Here is an 18,969-nt window from a genome sequence, read left to right on the forward strand (position 1 = left end):
CAGGAGGAGCGCTCTATGACACAGCACGAAAGGTTTTGCCAGGCCTGCGGAATGCCGATGTCCGCACCTGATGCGCAAGGGGCCAGCGATAAATATTGCGCGTATTGCAGCGACAGCGACGGTAATTTGAAATCCTGGGAAGAGGCCGTATCCGGTCTGGCGGCTTTTCTCGACGCCTGGCAAAAGGTGGGCGTAGCGGAATCACGGAAACGGGCAAAACGTTACCTGACGGCGATGCCTGCCTGGGCGCACAAAGCGGACGAGTAATTTGCCCGGGCGGCAGGAAGAAACCATCCCGGGGACAGACCGCCATGCCGACAACATTGCTATAGCGTTTTTGTACGCCATCCGGACAGGAATAAATACGCGTTTGGGGATGACGACCTGCAGGCTGGAGCATGCATGGATGCGTTCTTCATGCGGATGAAATAAACGCCTGGCGTTCTCCCCTTGTCCGGATGCGTTATTGCCTGGTTTTTAAGGGGTCGGTTTCTGTATTTAACCCAGAACTTCTCAGGTAATACAACATATTGATGTGATGAATCTCTCATTTCAACGATACCAACTGGACAATAAGTTATCGCGTGTGTTAGTTATTTAATCACGCAAGAGAACAGATTTAATTTAAACAAAAGTTAAACCTTTCTCACTTTGCTAAAAAATTGCATTGATAATGCTTTGGATCCCTGAACCATTATCAAAAGGGTATGTGAACAGAAAGCCCTCAGAGACGCGAGTCTCTGAGGGCTTTTTTTTTGTTTTTTTTATCTCAGGAGTAAATAAATGTCTAAAGAACGTCGTCTCTCAAGAATATTCGCAAAAGACGGTAAATCCGTGACCTTAGCGCTGGATGGCTACTATTTTTCCACGAAAACAAATGGTATTGATAATACGATAAATCAGCTCCCTGCTCTGGTGGAACACGGCCTGGATTGCGCGCTTGTCACGTACGGCATGTTGAAGAATTATCGGGAAGCACTGAACAGCGTTCCCGTTGTGTTACGCGTCGACAGCACGGTCAGTATTTTTGACAATACCGTTCCCGATACTACCCCCGTTTTTTCCGTCGAAGATGCGCTTAAAGTCGCTGCCGAGGGCGTGGTCTGCATGACCTTCCCCGGCGCCTTCAATGAAGAAAAAACCCACATTATGGCGATGCAACTCGCACAGGCAGCGGATCGCTGGAATGTACCGCTGATTGTCGAATCGCTCCCGTATGGTTATCCCGTCACCAGCGATGACTCTAACAATCCGGCCATCATCGCTGCATCGGCCCGCGCAGCGGTGGAGCTGGGCGCGGACGTCATCAAAACGCGTTTTACCGGTTCACCAGAGGACCGACTGATCGTTGAAGCTGCTGGCGTGCCGGTGCTTGCCTTAGGAGGGCCAAAAACCGGCATCGACGGTTACTTCAAATTTGTTCAGCACTGTATGCAGATGGGTGCGAAAGGCGTGGCTGTGGGACGAAACATTACCCAGGATCCGCAGCCGGCGAAAGTGGTAGCAGGTCTGAATGCCATCATCCATGAAAACGCAACAGCGGAAGATGCATACAGCCTCTACATGGCTAAATAACATCGGAAATTAATATGATTTCAAATAACACCATCATCCCTTCCATCAGGAAGTATAAATACTTTGAGAAAGCATTATCCTGCCAGTCAGAATATGTGCTGCTATCCGAAGCGAATATCGGCAATCTGCAGTCGCTGATTGGCAAATGCCATCAAAGCGGTAAGAAGGTCCTCGTTCACCTTGAATTACTGGGCGGCTTTAAACCGGATCAGGCGGGGATCAATCTGCTGAAAAATTATTACAAGGTTGATGGTGTTATTTCTTCCAATCTCTCCGCGCTACGCTACGCCAAAAAAGAGGGATTGCTGACCGTATATCGGGTTTTACTTATCGATTCGCGATCGCTTGATCAGTCGCTCGATATTGTTAAACACAGTCCACCGGACGCAATTGAAATCTTACCTGCTGAATATGCCTGCCAGTGTCTGGAGTTGATTAGCCGAAATTTGAAAGGCTTTGATGTGGTATTCATCGCCGGAGGCTTTGTTAAGCGCAAATACCTTGTAGATAAAATATTCCATGCCGGATTTAAAGGGATAACCACCAGCGAGCCCGGCTTATGGTAACCAATAAGGAGTCCACGCGAATGAAAGATGAATACGTCATGGGCATCGACAATGGTGGAACCGTCACCAAGGCAGCCATCTATGACCGTAAAGGACAGGTGCTCGCCATCGCCTCAAAATCCACGCAGATGCTGACACCTCGGGAATTCCACACAGAGCGCAGTATCGATGAGCTGTGGGCCGCGAATGTCGAAGTGATTAAAAAAGCGATTGAGCAATCAGGTATCGACGCCAGCCAGATAAAAGGAGTGGCCGTCACCGGTCATGGTAACGGTCTGTATCTGGTCGACGAAGAAGGTCACCCGGTGCGTAACGGCATTATATCCACCGATAGCCGGGCAAAAGAGTACGTTGAGAGATGGCAACGCTCGCCAGAATTCCTTACCGACATTTTGCCAAAAACGATGCAGTCCATCTGGGCCGGACAACCTGTCGCCCTGCTGGCATGGCTGAAGGATTTCGAGCCCGAGACGCTGCAAAAAGCGCGTTATATTTTTATGGTCAAGGACCTGATCCGTTTTTACCTGACCGGAGAGGCTTTTCTTGAGCTGACCGATATCTCAGGGACCAACCTGATCAACGTACGTGACTGCAAGTATGACGATGAACTACTGGCATGGTGGGAACTTGATGAACTGCGGGACAAATTGCCCCCCATCAAACGCTCAACAGAATGCTGCGGAAAAATCACTGACGACGTGGCCCGTCTGACCGGTTTATGCGCAGGTACGCCGGTTTCTGGCGGGGTGTTTGATATCTCGGCCTCTTCCATTGCCTCGGGGATTAACAGTCTCGATAAGATGGCGATCGTCACCGGCACCTGGAGCATAAACGAATACGTTACCGACCACCCGGTTATTGATAAAGATCTGTTTATGACCTCCATTTATCCCATTGAAGGTAAATGGCTCATCACCGAGGCCAGCCCCACCTCCGCGAGCAACCTGGAGTGGTTTATTAACAACTTTATGGAGAGCGATCGGAAAACCTCCGCCGAACAAGGATCGTCGGTCTATGACCTGTGTAATAAGCTGGTTTCGTCAACGACGCCGGATGAAAGCCACCTGTTGTTCTTTCCGTTCGTGTTTGGCTCTAACACCATTCCCGACGCCTCGGCCGGCTTTATCGGTGTCAACAGCTTCCATAAAAAAGCCCATTTTCTGCGGGCGATTTATGAGGGCGTGGCCTTCAGCCATCTCTACCACACCGAGCGCTTACGCAATATTAACCCGAAGCTAAGCCGCACTATTCGTATTGCTGGCGGCGTCACGAACTCCCCGGTCTGGCTGCAGATATTCGCCGATATCTTCCAGGCCACGCTGGAAATCGTTGACGTCAAAGAGCACGGGACCCTGGGTACCGCGATGACCGCCGCCGTTATGGTGGGCTGGTTTGCGGAGGTATTTTCTGCCTCAAACGACATGGTCCATGTCTCACGCACCGTCTCCCCTAATCCGGAAAACCACCGGGTCTACCAGACCAAATACCAGCTTTATAAAAACCTGTTATCAGAAATGCAGTCGCCGTGGAAAAGCTGCAGCAACTACATCGCGCACTAAGTGAGGAAAAAATGGATCTGAATTTAACGAATCGTACGGCCATCGTGACAGGCGGCGCAACCGGCCTGGGGAGAGAGTTTGTTCTTTCTCTCGCCAAAGAAGGCGTCAATATCTGCTTTACCTATATGCGTGAGGAAGAGCATCCCGAACGGCTGATCGAAACGGTGAAGGCCAGCGCGAACGTAGAGATCATCGCGGTCAAAACCGATCTCTCTGACGAACAGAGCCGGGAAAATCTGTTTGCCACCTGTATCGACAGACTGGGTAAAGCCGACATTCTGGTGAATAACGCCGGGATCTGGCTGAGCGGCTACGTCACCGAGATCAGCCCGCAGGACTGGGATCTGGTGATGAATGTCAATCTGAAAGCCATCTTCCATCTCAGCCAGCTGTTTGTAAATCACTGCCTGCAGCATGACCAGATGGGCAGCATTCTGAATATTACCTCGCAGGCCGCGTTCCACGGCTCCACGACGGGACATGCGCACTACGCGGCAAGTAAGGCCGGCCTGGTCGCCTTTGCTATCTCTCTGGCGCGGGAAGTCGCCAAACAAAAAATCAATGTGAACAATATCGCCGTCGGGATCATGGATACTGCGATGATCCGTAAGAACATTGAGCAAAACCCTGACTATTACGTCAGTCGTATTCCGGTGGGCCGCGTGGCCCAGCCGCAAGAAATTGCCGACATCGGTGTCTTCATGGTTTCTCCTAAGACCAGCTATATGACGGGAGCAACTCTGGACGTTACCGGCGGTATGTTGATGCGTTAATCTAGGGAGAATCATTATGAAATGTCTGGCAATTGCCGATCTGTTTATCAATGCAGCGATGATGGAATCAGGACTGAAAGCGCTCAGGGATAACGGGATTGAAGTAGAAGTACGCGAGTGGTCACATGGCTCCGTTGAGAAACTTCAGGAAGATAATCTGCGGGTTGAACAGGAAGGAGCAGAAGCAGTGGCCTTACCGGAAGCGCTGCTTCAGGGAACGGATGATATTGACATCCTGATCACTCAGTTTGCCCCCGTCAATACTGCGGTGTTCGATAAACTACCAAAGCTGAAATATGTAGGCGTGCTCCGCGGTGGTGTGGAAAACGTGAATCTTCAGGTGGCGAACGCCCGGGGCGTTGAGGTGATGAACACCCCGGGGCGTAACGCTCGCAGCGTCGCCGAATTCACGGTCGGCATGATCCTGGCGGAAATGCGCAATATTGCCCGTTCACACGATGCCCTGCGTGACAAATACTGGCGTAAAGACAGTCCGAACCATCAGGCGATCCCGGAGCTTGGCGGAAAAGTCGTGGGGCTGGTTGGCCTCGGTCATATTGCCCAACTGGTCGCGGGATTTCTCAGCGGCTTTGGCACGGAGATTATCTTTTACGATAAGTACGTTGCAGGCCATGAACGTTATGAGAAAGTCGATTCTCTGGACGAACTGGTACAACGCGCCGACGTTATCTCGTTACATGCTCGCCTGACGCCGGAAACCGAAAATCTGATTAACGCACACCATTTCGCGCTGATGAAGCGCAGTGCCATCATTGTTAACACGGCACGCTCCGGGTTAATCAATGAAAAAGAGATGATTGATGCGCTCAGATCCGGGCAAATCATGGGCGCCGCGCTTGATACCTTTGATGACGAGCCGCTTCCAGACGACAGTGCATTCTATACTCTGAATAACGTGACCATTACGCCGCATATTGCCGGGAGTACCATTGACGCATTCAGTAATTCGCCCAAACTCTTCGCTGAGATCCTTTTAAAGAAACTCAGTTAAATATTAAAAGAACCATTAAAGGTATTAACAGGGCCCAATGGGCACGGGTTTACTCGTGCCCAATTCGCCCGCCTTTTAAGGAATCATTATGGATATTATCAACAGCATTATTAGTCTGGGGGCATCAGTAATGATGCCAGTAATATTCTTTATTATCGCGCTTTGCTTTGGCGTTAAAATCGGTACGGCATTTAAAGCAGGGATGCTGGTAGGCATTGGTTTTGAAGGGGTGGGGCTGGTGATTGGCCTGCTGCTGACAAACCTGGGCCCGGCATCGCAGGCGATGGTTGAGCGTATCGGCCTGCAGTTAACGGTCGTTGATACCGGTTGGCCTACCGCATCGACCATTGGCTGGGGTTCGCCGCTGATGCTGCCCGTCGTGGTGGGCTTTATCGTCATCAACCTGGCCATGCTTCTGTTGAAATTAACCAAAACGGTGAATATCGATATTTTTAACTACTGGATTTTCCTGATCATGGGGTCTGTGGTCTATGCCGGAACGGGAAATTACTGGCTTTCGGTCGGTATTACATTCGCTATTTTTGTGTTGACGCTATTGGCGGCAGATTTAACGGCGCCGTATTTACAAAAAAACTATAATCTTAAAGGGATATCATTCCCCCATCTTACCTGTATAGCTTACGTGCCGTTTGGCATTGCCTGTAATTACATCATTGATAAGATCCCGCTTATCAATAAAATCAATTTCGACCCGGAAAGTATTAATAAAAAATTCGGCGTTTTTGGCGAGCCTCTTACCCTGGGGTTTGTGCTGGGACTGCTGTTGGCCTTCCTGGCTGGATATGACGTTTCCGCGGCCGTTTCACTGGCCATTAAGGTTTCAGCCGCCATGCTGCTGCTGCCTAAAATGATTGAAATTCTGGTGCAGGGATTGTTGATTGTCCGTGATGCCGCTGAAGCAAAACTGAAGGCTAAATTCCCGGGGCGCGATTTTTACATCGGGATGGATACGGCGTTACTGATCGGTGAACCTTCGGTACTGGCGACCGGTCTGCTGTTAATCCCTATGGCTGTGGTGCTGTCTATCATTCTGCCCGGCAACCGCGTACTGCCCTTTGTCGATCTGGCTTCATTAATGTTCCTGCTGGCAATGGTCACGCCGTTCTGTAAACGAAATATGTTCCGCATGTTCATAACCGGAACCCTGATCGTGACCTGCATCCTGTATGTCGGGACGGACATTTCGCAAGAATACACTCAGGCGGCGGTGAACTCGCATATTCCGGTGCCGGAAGGGATGGCCGAGATCACCAATATCGTCGGCGGCGCCACGACGCCTGTCGGCTGGCTCGCCGTCAAATTTGGCGAGTTTTTTAGCGCCACACCTTAGTACAAGGCCACTCAAGTAAACAGAGGGCAAACTGTTGCCCTCTGTTTCTTCCTCTTATTCTGTGCGCTGAATAGCTGGCTCAGCTACGCCCCTGGTTTGAACATCTGACCAGCGCGTCCGCCCCCTGCGCGGCGAGGTGGCTCATTTCTTTTGTACCCCCTCCCGTTTTCAACCCAACCTGCTATGCTCCTTCTTTCCCTGTTCTCTGGAGAACTCAATGCTGACCATCTGGGGCCGAAAAACCTCCTCTAACGTGCAGGCGCTGATGTGGTGTGTTGGCGAGCTTGGGCTGGACTATCTCCGGTTCGACGTGGGGCATCGCTATGGTGGTACCGACGGCGAGGCGTTTTATCAGCTCAATCCCAATCGCACGGTGCCAGTGCTGCAGGATGGCGATAATCCGCCGCTGTGGGAAACGGGCGCGATCCTTCGCTATTTAGCCAGTCGCTACGCCAATGACGCCTTCTGGCCGGGCGACCTGCTGGCTCGTACTGAGGTTGATCGCTGGGCCGAGTGGTCAAAGCAGAATATCGCCCTCGGCTTTACGGCGCCGGTGTTCTGGCGCGTGGTGCGCACGCCTGCCGCCGAGCGGGATCCGCAGGCCATCGCCGCGGCGGTGACGGCCCTGGAGCAAAAGCTGGCGATTGCCGAGGCACGTCTCGCCGGCAGTCGCTATCTGGTGGGCGATACGTTCACCCTGGCCGACATCCAGTTTGGTCATGTGCTGTACCGCTACTTTGCCATCGATATCACCCGTCGTCCCCTCCCCCATCTTGCGGCGTATTATGCACGGCTAACCGCACGGCCCGCCTTTCGCCAGCACGTCATGGTCAGCTACGACGAACTGAAGGTCTGAAGGTGGTCGGTAGCGCCTCCTGACGCTACCGACATGCCGGTTAACGCGCCATCAGAACAAACACGCCCCAGCCGAGATATTCCCGGGTCCAGGTGACGTGGTGCAGCGGCGCGGTGGTCAACTGCTGGCGAACCTCCGGTGCGAAGTCATCGTGCGGATTGGCCTCCAGCCAGCGGCGCATTGTCAGCCATTTCGCCGCTTCATAACGATCCCAGCCCTCCTGGTCGGCCAGCACCATCTCCACCACGTCATAGCCCAGTTCGCCAAAATGGGCGACCAGCGCCGGTAGCGTCAGGAAGTCATCGGGTGACTGCGCGCCGCAGGCAATCGCCTCTTCTGCCGTGGCCGGACGTTTGCGCCACCATGGCTCGCCGATAAGCAACATGCCGCCTGGGATAAGGCTCTGCTTCAGCAGCTCGATTGTGCCTGCCACCCCGCCGCCGATCCACGTGGCCCCCACGCAGGCGGCAACATCGCACGGCTGGCTGGCGACATATCCGCTGGCATCCTGGTGCACAAAGGTTACCCGGTCGCTTACCCCGAGCTCCTCTGCCCGGGCGGCCGCCTGCTGACTGAACAGCAGGCTCATGTCTACGCCGGTGCCGACGATCTGATGATCGCGCGCCCAGCTACAGAGCATCTCGCCGGAGCCGCTGCCGAGGTCGAGAATGGTGGTGCCCGGCGCCATTCGCAGCGCCCGTCCCAGCGTGGCGTACTTTTCCGGGGTAAAAGGGTTATGGATACGGTGCTCGCTTTCACTGATGGTAAAAATGCGAGGGATATCGATCATGAGGTTTTCTCCTTGAGAGCCATACGCCCGGGCAGCGACCCTGCCCGGGTCGCTATTTCAGCGGTTGTCCGCTTGCGAGCGAACGTTATTCAAACCGGTCGTGTTGATCCGGTACGGCTGGCCGTTCACCGACTTAATCAGCTTTTTGGTTTTGAGCTTTTTGAAGACCGCAAGGGTGCAGTCGCTCAGCAACAGCCCTTCGCGGGTGTAGCATTCAACGGCGGTAATGCGGCCGGAGGTATCGCGGACGTGCGCAATACGGCCACCTTTGGCGAGAACGTGTAAGGTCCGTTGTTCCTGACGGGATAAATTCATACTGAAACCTGTTCATTATCATGTGCGAAAACATGCCTACACCCGCAGGTGTGTGCGTAAGGTTTAAGCGCAGCGATAATCAGTCCGGCCTGGGCAGGTCGGGAAACTGATTATCTGATAATGACATTCTCCAGCATCGAAGCCTCAGTGAGCATTGAAAGGTATTTACCGGCTGAATATTAACACCTTCATCTGGTAAGGATATTGTGCAGATTAAAAACTGTGACCGGTATTACGATTTCCCTCGGCCTTATCCCCATTTTGCGCTATACGCCACCCGCTCTGTTCCGCCACTTTCACCACCACCTTATCCCCCCTCCCGCATTGTTAAATAATTGTTGTCAGATCACAAAATGGAAACATAAAGGCCATTTCGTACGCATTTTATAAAAATGTAGATATTTTTAATTTATGGCTACGAAATGAACATCACCCTGACCTTACAGCGAGGAACGATCCTGATGAACGCCCTGACCGCAGTAAAACCGACACCCGCGCCGGTAGCCCAGCAATACCCTGGCTTTTCTTTCACCCCTTCCGCCCAGTCGCCGCGCTTGCTGGAGCTCACCTTTTCCGCCGAAACGACCACGCAGTTCCTGCAGCAGGTCGCGCAGTGGCCGGTGCAGGCGCTGGAGTACAAATCTTTCTTACGCTTCCAGGTCGGCAAGATCCTCGACGATCTGTGTGGCAATCAGCTGCAGCCGTTGCTGATCAAAACATTGCTCGATCGCGCGGAAGGCGCGCTGCTTATCAACGGCGAAGGGATCGATCACGTCAGCCAGGCCGAGGAGATGGTCAAGCTGGCCACCGCCGTCGCCCACCTGATTGGTCGTTCCAACTTCGACGCCATGAGCGGTCAGTATTACGCCCGCTTCGTGGTGAAAAATGTCGATAACTCAGACAGCTACCTGCGCCAGCCGCACCGGGTGATGGAGCTGCACAACGACGGCACCTACGTCGAAGAGCAAACCGACTACGTATTAATGATGAAGATCGACGAGCAGAACATGCAGGGCGGCAATTCCCTGCTGCTGCATCTCGACGACTGGGAGCATCTCGACGAATTTTTCCGCGACCCGCTGGCTCGCCGCCCAATGCGCTGGGCCGCGCCGCCGAGCAAAAACGTCAGCAAGGATGTTTTCCACCCGGTGTTCGACGTCGATTCGCTGGGCCGCCCGGTAATGCGCTATATCGACCAGTTCGTCCAGCCGAAAGATTTCGAAGAAGGCACCTGGCTGAGCCGCCTCTCCGACGCGCTGGAGACCAGTAAAAACATCCTTTCTATACCGGTGCCGGTGGGCAAATTTCTGCTCATTAACAACCTGTTCTGGCTGCACGGCCGCGATCGCTTTACGCCGCACCCGGACCTGCGCCGCGAGCTGATGCGCCAGCGCGGCTACTTTGCGTATTCCACGAATCATTACCAGACTCATCAATAAGGGTTTTCAGGCGAAGGAATTGAGCGGATGTATGATTTCGTGATTATCGGCGGCGGCATCATCGGCATGTCGACCGCCATGCAGTTAATTGAGATTTACCCGGACGCCCGCATTGCGCTGCTGGAAAAAGAGGCCGGCCCGGCCTGCCATCAGACCGGCCACAACAGCGGCGTGATCCACGCCGGGGTGTATTACACGCCCGGCAGCCTCAAGGCGCAGTTTTGCCTCGCCGGCAACCGCGCCACCAAGGCCTTTTGCGAGCAGAACGGCATCCGCTATGACGTCTGCGGCAAAATGCTGGTCGCCACCTCACCGCTGGAGATGGAGCGGATGCGCGCCCTGTGGGATCGCACCGCCGCCAACGGCCTGCAGCGCGAGTGGCTAAGCGCCGGGGAGCTACGCGAGCGCGAACCGAACATTACCGGGCTCGGCGGGATCTTTGTCCCTTCCAGCGGCATCGTCAGCTACCGCGAAGTGGCGGCGGCAATGGCGAAGAACTTCGAAGCGAAAGGCGGAACGATCGTCTACAACGCCGAAGTCAGCGCCCTGAAAGAACATGCCAGCGGCGTGGTGATCCGCACCCGCCAGGGCGGAGAATATGAGGCCTCGACGCTGATCGCCTGTTCGGGCTTGATGGCCGATCGGCTGGTAAAAATGCTCGGCGTCGACCCCGGGTTTATCATTTGTCCGTTCCGCGGCGAGTATTTCCAGCTGGCGCCGCAGCACAACCAGATCGTCAACCATTTGATCTATCCGATCCCCGATCCGGCGATGCCGTTCCTCGGCGTCCACCTGACCCGCATGATCGACGGCAGCGTCACCGTCGGCCCCAACGCCGTACTGGCTCTGAAGCGCGAAGGCTACCGCAAGCGCGATATCTCGCTGGCCGATACCCTGGAGATCCTCACCTCGCCCGGCATCCGCCGGGTACTGCAAAACAACCTGCGCTCCGGACTGGGCGAAATGAAGAATTCGCTGTGCAGAAGCGGCTATCTGCGGCTGGTGCAAAAATACTGCCCGAGCCTGACGCTGAGCGATTTACGCCCGTGGCCGGCCGGCGTGCGGGCGCAGGCCGTGTCGCCGCAGGGCAAGCTGATCGACGATTTTCTCTTCGTTACCACCGCGCGTTCGATACATACCTGCAATGCGCCATCGCCAGCGGCCACCTCCGCTATCCCGATCGGCGCGCATATCGTCAGCAAGGTGCAGACCCTGCTGGCCAGCCAGAGCAATCCCGGACGCACGCTGCGTGCGGCACGTAGCGTGGAGACACTACACGCCGCTTTTACCCGTTAACCCCCCCTGAAGACAGGAAGCAATTATGCAACTCAACGATATGACACTGTTTCGCCAGCAGGCGCTGATCGATGGCCAGTGGCGCGATGCGCCCAACGGCGACGTGATTGCGGTCACCAACCCGGCCAACGGCGAGCAGCTCGGCAGCGTGCCGAAAATGGGCGCCGATGAAACCCGCGAAGCGATTGAAGCCGCCAATCGCTCCCTACCCGCCTGGCGCGCCCTGACCGCCAAAGAGCGGGCGAACATTCTGCGCCGCTGGTTCGATCTTATGATGGAGAATCAGGACGATCTCGCTCGCCTGATGACCCTCGAGCAGGGAAAACCGCTGGCGGAAGCCAAAGGCGAAATCAGCTACGCCGCCTCCTTTATTGAGTGGTTCGCCGAAGAAGGTAAGCGCATCTACGGCGACACCATTCCGGGCCACCAGGCCGACAAGCGCCTGCTGGTGATTAAGCAGCCCATCGGCGTTACCGCCGCCATCACGCCGTGGAACTTCCCGGCGGCGATGATCACCCGCAAAGCGGGCCCGGCGTTGGCCGCCGGCTGCACCATGGTCCTGAAACCGGCCAGCCAGACGCCGTTTTCCGCGCTGGCGCTGGCCGAACTGGCGAATCGCGCCGGGATCCCCGCCGGAGTGTTCAACGTGGTCACCGGCTCCGCCGGCGCGGTCGGCGGCGAACTGACCAGCAACCCGCTGGTGCGCAAGCTCTCCTTTACCGGCTCTACCGAGATTGGCCGCCAGCTGATGGAGCAGTGCGCGAAAGACATCAAAAAAGTCTCCCTGGAGCTGGGCGGCAACGCGCCGTTTATCGTCTTTGACGATGCCGACCTCGATAAAGCCGTCGAGGGGGCGCTGGCGTCGAAGTTCCGCAACGCCGGGCAGACCTGCGTCTGCGCCAACCGCCTGTACGTCCAGGACGGGGTGTATGACCGTTTCGCCGAGAAGCTGCAGCAGGCGGTGGAAAAACTGCGCATTGGCGACGGCCTGCAGGACGGCGTCACCACCGGCCCGCTGATCGACGAGAAAGCCGTGGCCAAAGTTGAAGAACACATTGCCGATGCCATCGCCAAAGGCGCGAAGGTGGTCACCGGCGGCAAACCGCACGCCCTGGGTGGCAACTTCTTCCAGCCGACCATCCTGGTCAACGTTCCCGACAGCGCCAAAGTGGCGAAAGAGGAGACCTTCGGCCCGCTGGCCCCGCTGTTCCGCTTTAAAGATGAAGCCGACGTCATTGCCCAGGCCAACGATACCGAGTTCGGTCTCGCCGCCTATTTCTACGCCCGCGATCTGAGCCGCGTCTTCCGCGTCGGCGAAGCGCTGGAGTACGGCATAATCGGCATCAATACCGGCATTATCTCCACCGAAGTCGCGCCGTTCGGCGGCGTTAAGGCCTCCGGCCTCGGCCGCGAAGGGTCGAAGTACGGCATCGAAGATTACTTAGAAATCAAATATATGTGCATTGGCCTTTAACAGGAGCGACGGATGAACAGCAATAAAGCAATGATGGCGCGTCGCAGCGACGCGGTCCCGCGCGGCGTCGGCCAGATCCACCCTATCTTCGCCGAACGCGCGGAGAACTGCCGGGTGTGGGACGTGGAAGGCCGGGAATATCTCGATTTTGCCGGCGGTATCGCGGTGCTCAATACCGGCCACCTGCATCCGCAGGTTGTCGCCGCCGTCGAAGACCAGCTGAAAAAGCTGTCGCATACCTGCTTCCAGGTGCTGGCCTATGAGCCTTATCTGGCGCTGTGCGAAAAGATGAATCAAAAGGTGCCCGGTGATTTCGCCAAGAAAACCCTGCTGGTCACCACCGGGTCGGAAGCGGTGGAGAACGCGGTGAAGATCGCCCGCGCGGCAACCGGGCGCAGCGGCGCTATCGCCTTCACCGGCGCCTATCACGGCCGCACCCATTACACCCTGTCGCTGACCGGCAAAGTGAATCCTTACTCCGCCGGTATGGGCTTAATGCCGGGCCATGTCTATCGCGCCCTCTACCCGTGCGCGCTGCACGGCGTCAGTGATGACGAGGCGATCGCCAGCATCCATCGCATCTTCAAAAACGATGCCGCGCCGGAAGATATCGCCGCCATCATTATTGAGCCAGTGCAGGGTGAAGGCGGGTTCTATGCCGCCTCCCCGGCCTTTATGCAGCGCCTGCGCGCCCTGTGCGACGAGCACGGCATTATGCTTATCGCCGATGAGGTCCAGAGCGGCGCGGGCCGCACCGGTACCCTGTTCGCCATGGAGCAGATGGGCGTCGCGGCGGATATCACCACCTTCGCCAAATCCATCGCCGGCGGTTTCCCGCTGGCGGGCGTCACCGGCCGCGCGGAGGTGATGGACGCCATCGCCCCCGGCGGACTGGGCGGCACCTACGCCGGCAACCCCATCGCCTGCGCCGCCGCCCTGGCGGTATTACAGATTTTCGAGCAGGAGAATCTGCTGGAAAAAGCCAACCAGCTCGGCGACACCCTGCGCCAGGGCCTGCTGGCGATCGCTGAAGATCATCCGGAGATCGGCGACGTGCGCGGTCTGGGGGCGATGATCGCCATTGAGCTGTTTGAAGAGGGCGACCGCAGCAGGCCGAACGCCAGGCTGACGGCGGATATCGTCGCCCGCGCCCGCGACAAAGGCCTGATCCTGCTCTCCTGCGGGCCGTACTACAACGTGCTGCGCATCCTGGTGCCGCTGACCATCGAAGAGGCGCAGATCGAGCAGGGGCTCAAGATCATCGCCGACTGCTTTAGCGAGGCGAAACAGGCATAGAGAAACAGGCATAGAACAGAACACATGCGGAAGCGAAGTACGTTCGTAAGGGAATGAAGATGAGACCTGCAAAACAACAATAATACGCGTGCCCCGGCGCGGGAACGTCGGGGCGCTCTCCCAGGTGACACACTTCGAGAGGGTAAATGATGGGGCAACTGTCGCAATCACAGGATTTAGGGGCGGGGCTGAAGTCGCGCCACGTCACGATGTTATCTATCGCCGGGGTGATCGGCGCGAGTTTATTTGTCGGCTCCAGCGTCGCCATTGCCGAGGCAGGCCCGGCGGTGCTGCTGGCCTATCTGTTTGCCGGGCTGCTGGTGGTGATGATTATGCGTATGCTGGCCGAAATGGCGGTCGCCACGCCGGATACCGGCTCCTTTTCCACCTACGCCGATAAAGCCATCGGCCGCTGGGCGGGGTATACCATCGGCTGGCTGTACTGGTGGTTCTGGGTCCTGGTTATTCCGCTGGAAGCCAATATCGCGGCGATTATTCTGCATTCGTGGGTGCCGGGCGTCCCGGTGTGGTTGTTCTCCCTGGTCATCACTCTCGCCCTCACCGGCAGTAACCTGCTGAGCGTCAAGAACTACGGCGAATTCGAGTTCTGGCTGGCGCTGTGCAAAGTGATCGCTATTCTGGCGTTTATCGTACTGGGCGCGGTCGCCATTACCGGCTTTTATCCCTATGCCGAAGTGAGCGGCATTTCGCGGCTGTGGGATCACGGCGGCTTTATGCCTAACGGCTTCGGCGCGGTGCTGAGCGCGATGCTGATCACCATGTTCTCGTTTATGGGCGCGGAGATCGTCACCATTGCCGCCGCCGAATCGGATACCCCGGATAAACATATCGTGCGCGCCACCAACTCGGTGATCTGGCGTATCTCTATTTTTTATCTGTGCTCGATCTTTATCGTCGTCGCCCTCATCCCATGGAATATGCCGGGGCTGAAGAGCATCGGCTCCTACCGCTCGGTGCTCGAGCTGCTGCATATTCCCTATGCCAAGCTGATTATGGACGGCGTGATCCTCCTGTCGGTCACCAGCTGTCTGAACTCGGCGCTGTATACCGCCTCGCGGATGCTCTACTCCCTGAGCCGTCGCGGCGATGCGCCGGCCATTATGGGCCGGACCAACCGCAGCAAAACGCCATACGTGGCGGTGCTGCTCTCTACCGGCGCGGCGTTCCTCACCGTAGTGGTGAACTACTATGCCCCCGCCAAGGTGTTTAAATTTCTCATCGACAGCTCTGGCGCCATCGCCCTGCTGGTCTATCTGGTGATCGCCGTTTCACAACTGCGGATGCGCAAAATCCTTCAGGCGCAAGGCGGCGAGATCCGTCTCAGAATGTGGCTCTATCCGTACCTGACCTGGCTGGTGATCGCCTTTATCACCTTCGTGCTGGTGGTGATGCTGTTCCGTCCGGCGCAGCAGCTGGAGGTGATCTCTACCGGCCTGTTAGCTCTGGGAATTATTTGTACGGTACCGATTATGTCACGCTGGAAAAAGCTGGTATTGTGGCAAAAACTGCCGCTGCAAAATACGCGTTAACTCTGTTCCCGGCGCCCGCCGGGAAGAGTATTCAGGAGTAAGAACATGACCGCCATTCCCCAGGCGACGGCCATTGACGGATACCGTTGGTTAAAAAACGACATCATCCGCGGGGTTTACCACCCCGATGAGAAGCTGCGGATGAGCCTGCTGACGTCGCGCTATGGCCTGGGGGTCGGTCCGCTGCGCGAGGCGCTTTCGCAACTGGTGGCCGAGCGGCTGGTAACGGTGGTCAATCAGAAAGGCTATCGGGTGGCGCCCATGTCGGAACAGGAGCTTCTCGATATCTTCGACGCGCGCGCCAACATGGAGGCCATGCTGGTGCGTCTCGCCATTGAACGCGGCGGCGACGAGTGGGAAGCCGAGCTGCTGGCCCGCGCCCATCTGCTCAACAAGCTGGAATCGTGCGAAGCGAGTGAGCACCTACTCGATGAATGGGACCAGCGCCATCAGGCGTTTCACACCGCCATCGTCGCCGGCTGCGGTTCGCAGTATCTGCTGCAGATGCGCGAACGGCTGTTCGATCTGGCGGCGCGCTACCGCTTCATCTGGCTGCGCACCACCGTGCTGTCGGTGGAGATGCTGGAAGATAAGCATGTCCAGCATCAGACCCTGGTGGACGCTATTCTGGCGCGCGACGCCGAACAGGCCAGCGCGCTGATGCGTGAGCACTTACTGACTCCGATCCCGATTATTCAGCAGGCGATGGCTGGCAAGCTGTCGTCGCAGGCAGGGTGAGTCAGATGGTGGGGTTGAAATTACGGGTATGGCGTCACGCTCCTCCACGCCGCACGGGCGTGGAGAAATCGTATCCGTAGATCAATCAGGCCCGCAGGCGAACCGGCTCGCTGAAATCGTCGGCCGGTTCCAGCTTCAGATTAAAGGTGGTCAGCAGCGCTGCTGCGCGCTCGTGAAACTCGCGCAGCGTTTTTTCCAGCCTGTCGCTCACTTCCGGGTCGTCAATGTCGACCGCCTGCCATGATCCTTCCTTATTGAACAGGCCAAACTGGTAGCTGTAGGTGAAACGTGACTCTTGTGCTTCCATTTCCATCCACCAGCCCCAGAATTCACGCTTCTCCGGTGCGGGCTTAACATTGACGCAAACTGCCAGGCAATCGAAAAAGAAACGGTTATCATGGCACTGCTCTTCGCGAATGTAAGGCCCCAGCGCCGTGAATTTCTTGATCAACTTACTTTTCAGGTGTCCACTCGGTAACGTCATTGCGATCTCCTTTAGTGATGCAACTGTTTTACCAAACCAATAGAATTTAGCAATAAATTAACCAAATCTATGATTGATCCAGCGGGCGATCTGTCGCAATGCGTGATCAAAATTGCGATACACCGGGTTAAACGGGATCTCCAGCAGTTTGCCATCGGCAGATGACGAGGTGATTAACCGCGACTCCTCTTCGGGGCTGAACGGATCGTCCTTCCAGAAGCCGGAGAGCATCGGCGTCGGGCAACGGCGCCCCAGCAGTCCCTGGGTTTTTAACGAATAGCGGTTGAGCTCCACGCGTAGCGCTTCATCGGAGGCGTCATGCATGCCCAGCCGCGAAGCCAGCACGTCAAGATACATCTCCGGCACGCGCCCCTGATGCAGGGGATCCACCAGCAGACCATGAACGACCGGGCCCAGACAGGCTACAGCCTTCAGCCGCTGCGGCTCCAGATAGCCCAGACGCACCGCGATATTGGCGCCAAAGCGGAAGCCGAAAGCGGCGACCCGGGTATGGTCAATCCACGGCACATTTTCCAGATGGCGCAGCGCGTGCTGATGCAGCAGGCTGGTGTCCTGATTTAGCGTCCATTTTGACGAGAAGCCGATGGAGGGCATATCAATGGTCAGCATGGCAATGCCGAGCGGTGAGAAGTAGTTCTCATACAGGTTGTAATAATCGGTCTGCAGCGAGTCCAGCCCCCCGCACATCAGCACCGTCGGAAACGGCCCCTCGCCTTTCGGCATATGCAAAAACCCGGTTATCGGCGAGCCGCCAGGGATGGTGAACTCCAGCTCGCGCAGCGAGCCCGGCAGCCGCTGGGCGGCTTCTTCATACGCCCGGTTGGCTAAAGCCTGCGCCTGTTCCGCCAGCTCATCGCCTTTAATATGCGGATAAGCGGCAATGCTATACAGGTTCGAGGCATGCAGCCAGTGGCGGCCACTCAGCAAAGGATCGGCTTCCTGCCCGGCCTTTTGCTGCCACTGCATGGCTTCTTTCGCCCACTCGAAGATCCAGTTGCCGCCGCGATAGCCGATGACGGTATCGAATAGCTCAGGATCGGTTCGTTCGGCCTCGCTCATCACAATGCGCGCTTGCACATCGAGGATCTCCTGCGGAGTTACGCCGCGCCAGATCCACATCAAACGGTTGATCAGACGGTACCAGTGATCGACGTGATTGCCGCTCAGCGCCGACTGCATCGCCTGGGGTTTTCCGGCAGAAAACCGACGCACCAGCGTAGAAGTTTCGGGATGTTTGAAGCGAGGTTTAAACAGCGTTTCGCTGAGGTTAGCCTGTGACATGTGCAGTCTCCGTCGTAGTGCCACTCCGGATATTGTAACCTGCTAAAGGATAAAAAAAACCACGCCCGGCAAGCCGGGCGTGGTAAATAGCACTGTCCTGAAGAATTAACGACCTGCGATAGGCGGTACAAACACCACGCCCATATCCCACGGCTGTTCAATCCAGGTATCCTGCGGAATATCCACAACGTAATCGTCCACCAGCGGGCGGCCTGCCGGCTTGGCGAAAATGGTGACAAAGTGCGCTTTGGGATACATTTCGCGGATCGCCACGGCGGTACCGCCGGTATCCACCAGATCGTCGATGACGATAAAGCCTTCGCCATCGCCTTCCGCACGTTTCAGCACTTTCAGCTCGCGCTGGTTATCATGGTCGTAGCTGGAGATGCATACGGTATCAACATGACGAATGCCCAGTTCACGCGCCAGTAAGGCTCCCGGTACCAGTCCGCCGCGGCTAACGGCAATAATGCCTTTCCATTGCTCAACCGGCAGCAGACGGCTGGCCAGTTTGCGGGCGTGAATCTGCAACATGTCCCAGGTGACGACGTATTTTTCGCTCATGTGAAGTGTCCCAGCCTGTGTAATACGGC

At 56.3% G+C, this 18,969-nt stretch carries 19 protein-coding genes; 14 read left to right on the forward strand and 5 right to left on the reverse strand.

Annotated elements, in window-relative coordinates; genetic code table 11:
- The first annotated feature begins 57 nt into the window (after window positions 1-57).
- The 8 genes from IB144_RS20985 (at window position 58) to IB144_RS21020 (ending at window position 7,692) form a co-directional block, all read left to right on the forward strand.
- Window positions 58-267 carry a hypothetical protein gene (locus tag IB144_RS20985; protein WP_004213874.1) on the forward strand — a complete coding sequence of 70 codons (210 nt, stop codon included), beginning with the start codon at window positions 58-60 and terminating at the stop codon, window positions 265-267.
- A 516-nt stretch (window positions 268-783) separates the two neighbouring features.
- Window positions 784-1,575 carry a phospho-2-dehydro-3-deoxyheptonate aldolase gene (locus IB144_RS20990; protein WP_002889868.1) on the forward strand — a complete coding sequence of 264 codons (792 nt, stop codon included), beginning with the start codon at window positions 784-786 and terminating at the stop codon, window positions 1,573-1,575.
- Between the two features lie 14 nt (window positions 1,576-1,589).
- Window positions 1,590-2,141, forward strand: coding sequence for a glycerol-3-phosphate responsive antiterminator (locus IB144_RS20995; protein ID WP_002889866.1), 552 nt, complete (start codon window positions 1,590-1,592; stop codon window positions 2,139-2,141).
- A 20-nt stretch (window positions 2,142-2,161) separates the two neighbouring features.
- Window positions 2,162-3,700, forward strand: coding sequence for an FGGY-family carbohydrate kinase (locus tag IB144_RS21000; protein ID WP_019704866.1), 1,539 nt, complete (start codon window positions 2,162-2,164; stop codon window positions 3,698-3,700).
- A gap of 11 nt (window positions 3,701-3,711) precedes the next feature.
- Window positions 3,712-4,473, forward strand: coding sequence for an SDR family oxidoreductase (locus IB144_RS21005; protein WP_004177323.1), 762 nt, complete (start codon window positions 3,712-3,714; stop codon window positions 4,471-4,473).
- A 16-nt stretch (window positions 4,474-4,489) separates the two neighbouring features.
- Entirely contained in the window at window positions 4,490-5,485 is a 996-nt protein-coding gene (locus tag IB144_RS21010; RefSeq protein ID WP_004177325.1) for a 2-hydroxyacid dehydrogenase, read from the forward strand.
- A gap of 88 nt (window positions 5,486-5,573) precedes the next feature.
- Entirely contained in the window at window positions 5,574-6,836 is a 1,263-nt protein-coding gene (locus IB144_RS21015) for a PTS transporter subunit IIC (protein ID WP_004204671.1), read from the forward strand.
- Between the two features lie 217 nt (window positions 6,837-7,053).
- Complete coding sequence (locus tag IB144_RS21020; RefSeq protein WP_004213882.1) at window positions 7,054-7,692, forward strand: glutathione S-transferase family protein; 639 nt, start codon at window positions 7,054-7,056, stop codon at window positions 7,690-7,692.
- A gap of 40 nt (window positions 7,693-7,732) precedes the next feature.
- Here IB144_RS21020 and IB144_RS21025 read toward each other — a convergent pair whose 3' ends face one another.
- Both IB144_RS21025 and IB144_RS21030 read right to left on the reverse strand, forming a co-directional pair.
- Window positions 7,733-8,482: a class I SAM-dependent methyltransferase gene (locus IB144_RS21025; RefSeq protein WP_044242919.1), complete on the reverse strand. Its 750-nt coding sequence runs from the start codon at window positions 8,480-8,482 to the stop codon at window positions 7,733-7,735.
- 57 nt (window positions 8,483-8,539) lie between these two features.
- Entirely contained in the window at window positions 8,540-8,797 is a 258-nt protein-coding gene (locus IB144_RS21030; RefSeq protein ID WP_048291263.1) for a YjhX family toxin, read from the reverse strand.
- A gap of 461 nt (window positions 8,798-9,258) precedes the next feature.
- On the opposite strand from IB144_RS21030, the gene glaH reads away from it, so the two are divergent.
- The 6 genes from glaH (at window position 9,259) to csiR (ending at window position 16,590) form a co-directional block, all read left to right on the forward strand.
- Window positions 9,259-10,236 (forward strand): glutarate dioxygenase GlaH, encoded by a 978-nt coding sequence (gene glaH / locus IB144_RS21035; protein WP_002889847.1) that lies wholly within the window; start codon window positions 9,259-9,261, stop codon window positions 10,234-10,236.
- Window positions 10,237-10,263: 27 nt separating this feature from the next.
- Window positions 10,264-11,532 carry an L-2-hydroxyglutarate oxidase gene (gene lhgO, locus IB144_RS21040; RefSeq protein WP_004178684.1) on the forward strand — a complete coding sequence of 423 codons (1,269 nt, stop codon included), beginning with the start codon at window positions 10,264-10,266 and terminating at the stop codon, window positions 11,530-11,532.
- A 25-nt stretch (window positions 11,533-11,557) separates the two neighbouring features.
- The gene (gene gabD / locus IB144_RS21045) at window positions 11,558-13,006 is read left to right on the forward strand and encodes an NADP-dependent succinate-semialdehyde dehydrogenase (RefSeq protein ID WP_031591222.1); all 1,449 of its coding nucleotides are present in this window, start codon (window positions 11,558-11,560) and stop codon (window positions 13,004-13,006) included.
- Window positions 13,007-13,018: 12 nt separating this feature from the next.
- Entirely contained in the window at window positions 13,019-14,302 is a 1,284-nt protein-coding gene (gene gabT / locus IB144_RS21050; RefSeq protein ID WP_004147193.1) for a 4-aminobutyrate--2-oxoglutarate transaminase, read from the forward strand.
- A 149-nt stretch (window positions 14,303-14,451) separates the two neighbouring features.
- Window positions 14,452-15,852: a GABA permease gene (gabP, locus tag IB144_RS21055; RefSeq protein WP_002889795.1), complete on the forward strand. Its 1,401-nt coding sequence runs from the start codon at window positions 14,452-14,454 to the stop codon at window positions 15,850-15,852.
- Between the two features lie 45 nt (window positions 15,853-15,897).
- Window positions 15,898-16,590 (forward strand): DNA-binding transcriptional regulator CsiR, encoded by a 693-nt coding sequence (csiR, locus tag IB144_RS21060; RefSeq protein WP_031591217.1) that lies wholly within the window; start codon window positions 15,898-15,900, stop codon window positions 16,588-16,590.
- 85 nt (window positions 16,591-16,675) lie between these two features.
- On the opposite strand, the gene crl is transcribed toward csiR, so the two are convergent.
- The 3 genes from crl to gpt all read right to left on the reverse strand — a co-directional run bounded on the left by crl (window position 16,676) and on the right by gpt (window position 18,940).
- Window positions 16,676-17,074 carry a sigma factor-binding protein Crl gene (crl, locus tag IB144_RS21065; RefSeq protein ID WP_002889793.1) on the reverse strand — a complete coding sequence of 133 codons (399 nt, stop codon included), beginning with the start codon at window positions 17,072-17,074 and terminating at the stop codon, window positions 16,676-16,678.
- Window positions 17,075-17,131: 57 nt separating this feature from the next.
- The gene (gene frsA, locus IB144_RS21070) at window positions 17,132-18,376 is read right to left on the reverse strand and encodes an esterase FrsA (protein ID WP_002889742.1); all 1,245 of its coding nucleotides are present in this window, start codon (window positions 18,374-18,376) and stop codon (window positions 17,132-17,134) included.
- Between the two features lie 105 nt (window positions 18,377-18,481).
- Complete coding sequence (gpt, locus tag IB144_RS21075; protein ID WP_002889733.1) at window positions 18,482-18,940, reverse strand: xanthine phosphoribosyltransferase; 459 nt, start codon at window positions 18,938-18,940, stop codon at window positions 18,482-18,484.
- Between the last annotated feature and the right edge of the window lie 29 nt (window positions 18,941-18,969).

The sequence above is a fragment of the Klebsiella sp. K4 genome, from assembly GCF_014596785.2.
GTDB lineage: Bacteria > Pseudomonadota > Gammaproteobacteria > Enterobacterales > Enterobacteriaceae > Klebsiella > Klebsiella pneumoniae.

Coding starts and splice junctions, on each gene's coding strand:
- frsA (WP_002889742.1), bottom strand. CDS start 18,376: ATGTCACAGGCTAACCTCAGCGAAACGCTGTTTAAACCTCGCTTCAAA.
- IB144_RS21015 (WP_004204671.1), top strand. CDS start 5,574: ATGGATATTATCAACAGCATTATTAGTCTGGGGGCATCAGTAATGATG.
- IB144_RS21020 (WP_004213882.1), top strand. CDS start 7,054: ATGCTGACCATCTGGGGCCGAAAAACCTCCTCTAACGTGCAGGCGCTG.
- IB144_RS21030 (WP_048291263.1), bottom strand. CDS start 8,797: ATGAATTTATCCCGTCAGGAACAACGGACCTTACACGTTCTCGCCAAA.
- gabT (WP_004147193.1), top strand. CDS start 13,019: ATGAACAGCAATAAAGCAATGATGGCGCGTCGCAGCGACGCGGTCCCG.
- IB144_RS21025 (WP_044242919.1), bottom strand. CDS start 8,482: ATGATCGATATCCCTCGCATTTTTACCATCAGTGAAAGCGAGCACCGT.
- csiR (WP_031591217.1), top strand. CDS start 15,898: ATGACCGCCATTCCCCAGGCGACGGCCATTGACGGATACCGTTGGTTA.
- gabP (WP_002889795.1), top strand. CDS start 14,452: ATGGGGCAACTGTCGCAATCACAGGATTTAGGGGCGGGGCTGAAGTCG.
- crl (WP_002889793.1), bottom strand. CDS start 17,074: ATGACGTTACCGAGTGGACACCTGAAAAGTAAGTTGATCAAGAAATTC.
- lhgO (WP_004178684.1), top strand. CDS start 10,264: ATGTATGATTTCGTGATTATCGGCGGCGGCATCATCGGCATGTCGACC.
- IB144_RS21000 (WP_019704866.1), top strand. CDS start 2,162: ATGAAAGATGAATACGTCATGGGCATCGACAATGGTGGAACCGTCACC.
- IB144_RS20990 (WP_002889868.1), top strand. CDS start 784: ATGTCTAAAGAACGTCGTCTCTCAAGAATATTCGCAAAAGACGGTAAA.
- gpt (WP_002889733.1), bottom strand. CDS start 18,940: ATGAGCGAAAAATACGTCGTCACCTGGGACATGTTGCAGATTCACGCC.
- gabD (WP_031591222.1), top strand. CDS start 11,558: ATGCAACTCAACGATATGACACTGTTTCGCCAGCAGGCGCTGATCGAT.
- IB144_RS20985 (WP_004213874.1), top strand. CDS start 58: ATGTCCGCACCTGATGCGCAAGGGGCCAGCGATAAATATTGCGCGTAT.
- IB144_RS21010 (WP_004177325.1), top strand. CDS start 4,490: ATGAAATGTCTGGCAATTGCCGATCTGTTTATCAATGCAGCGATGATG.
- IB144_RS21005 (WP_004177323.1), top strand. CDS start 3,712: ATGGATCTGAATTTAACGAATCGTACGGCCATCGTGACAGGCGGCGCA.
- glaH (WP_002889847.1), top strand. CDS start 9,259: ATGAACGCCCTGACCGCAGTAAAACCGACACCCGCGCCGGTAGCCCAG.
- IB144_RS20995 (WP_002889866.1), top strand. CDS start 1,590: ATGATTTCAAATAACACCATCATCCCTTCCATCAGGAAGTATAAATAC.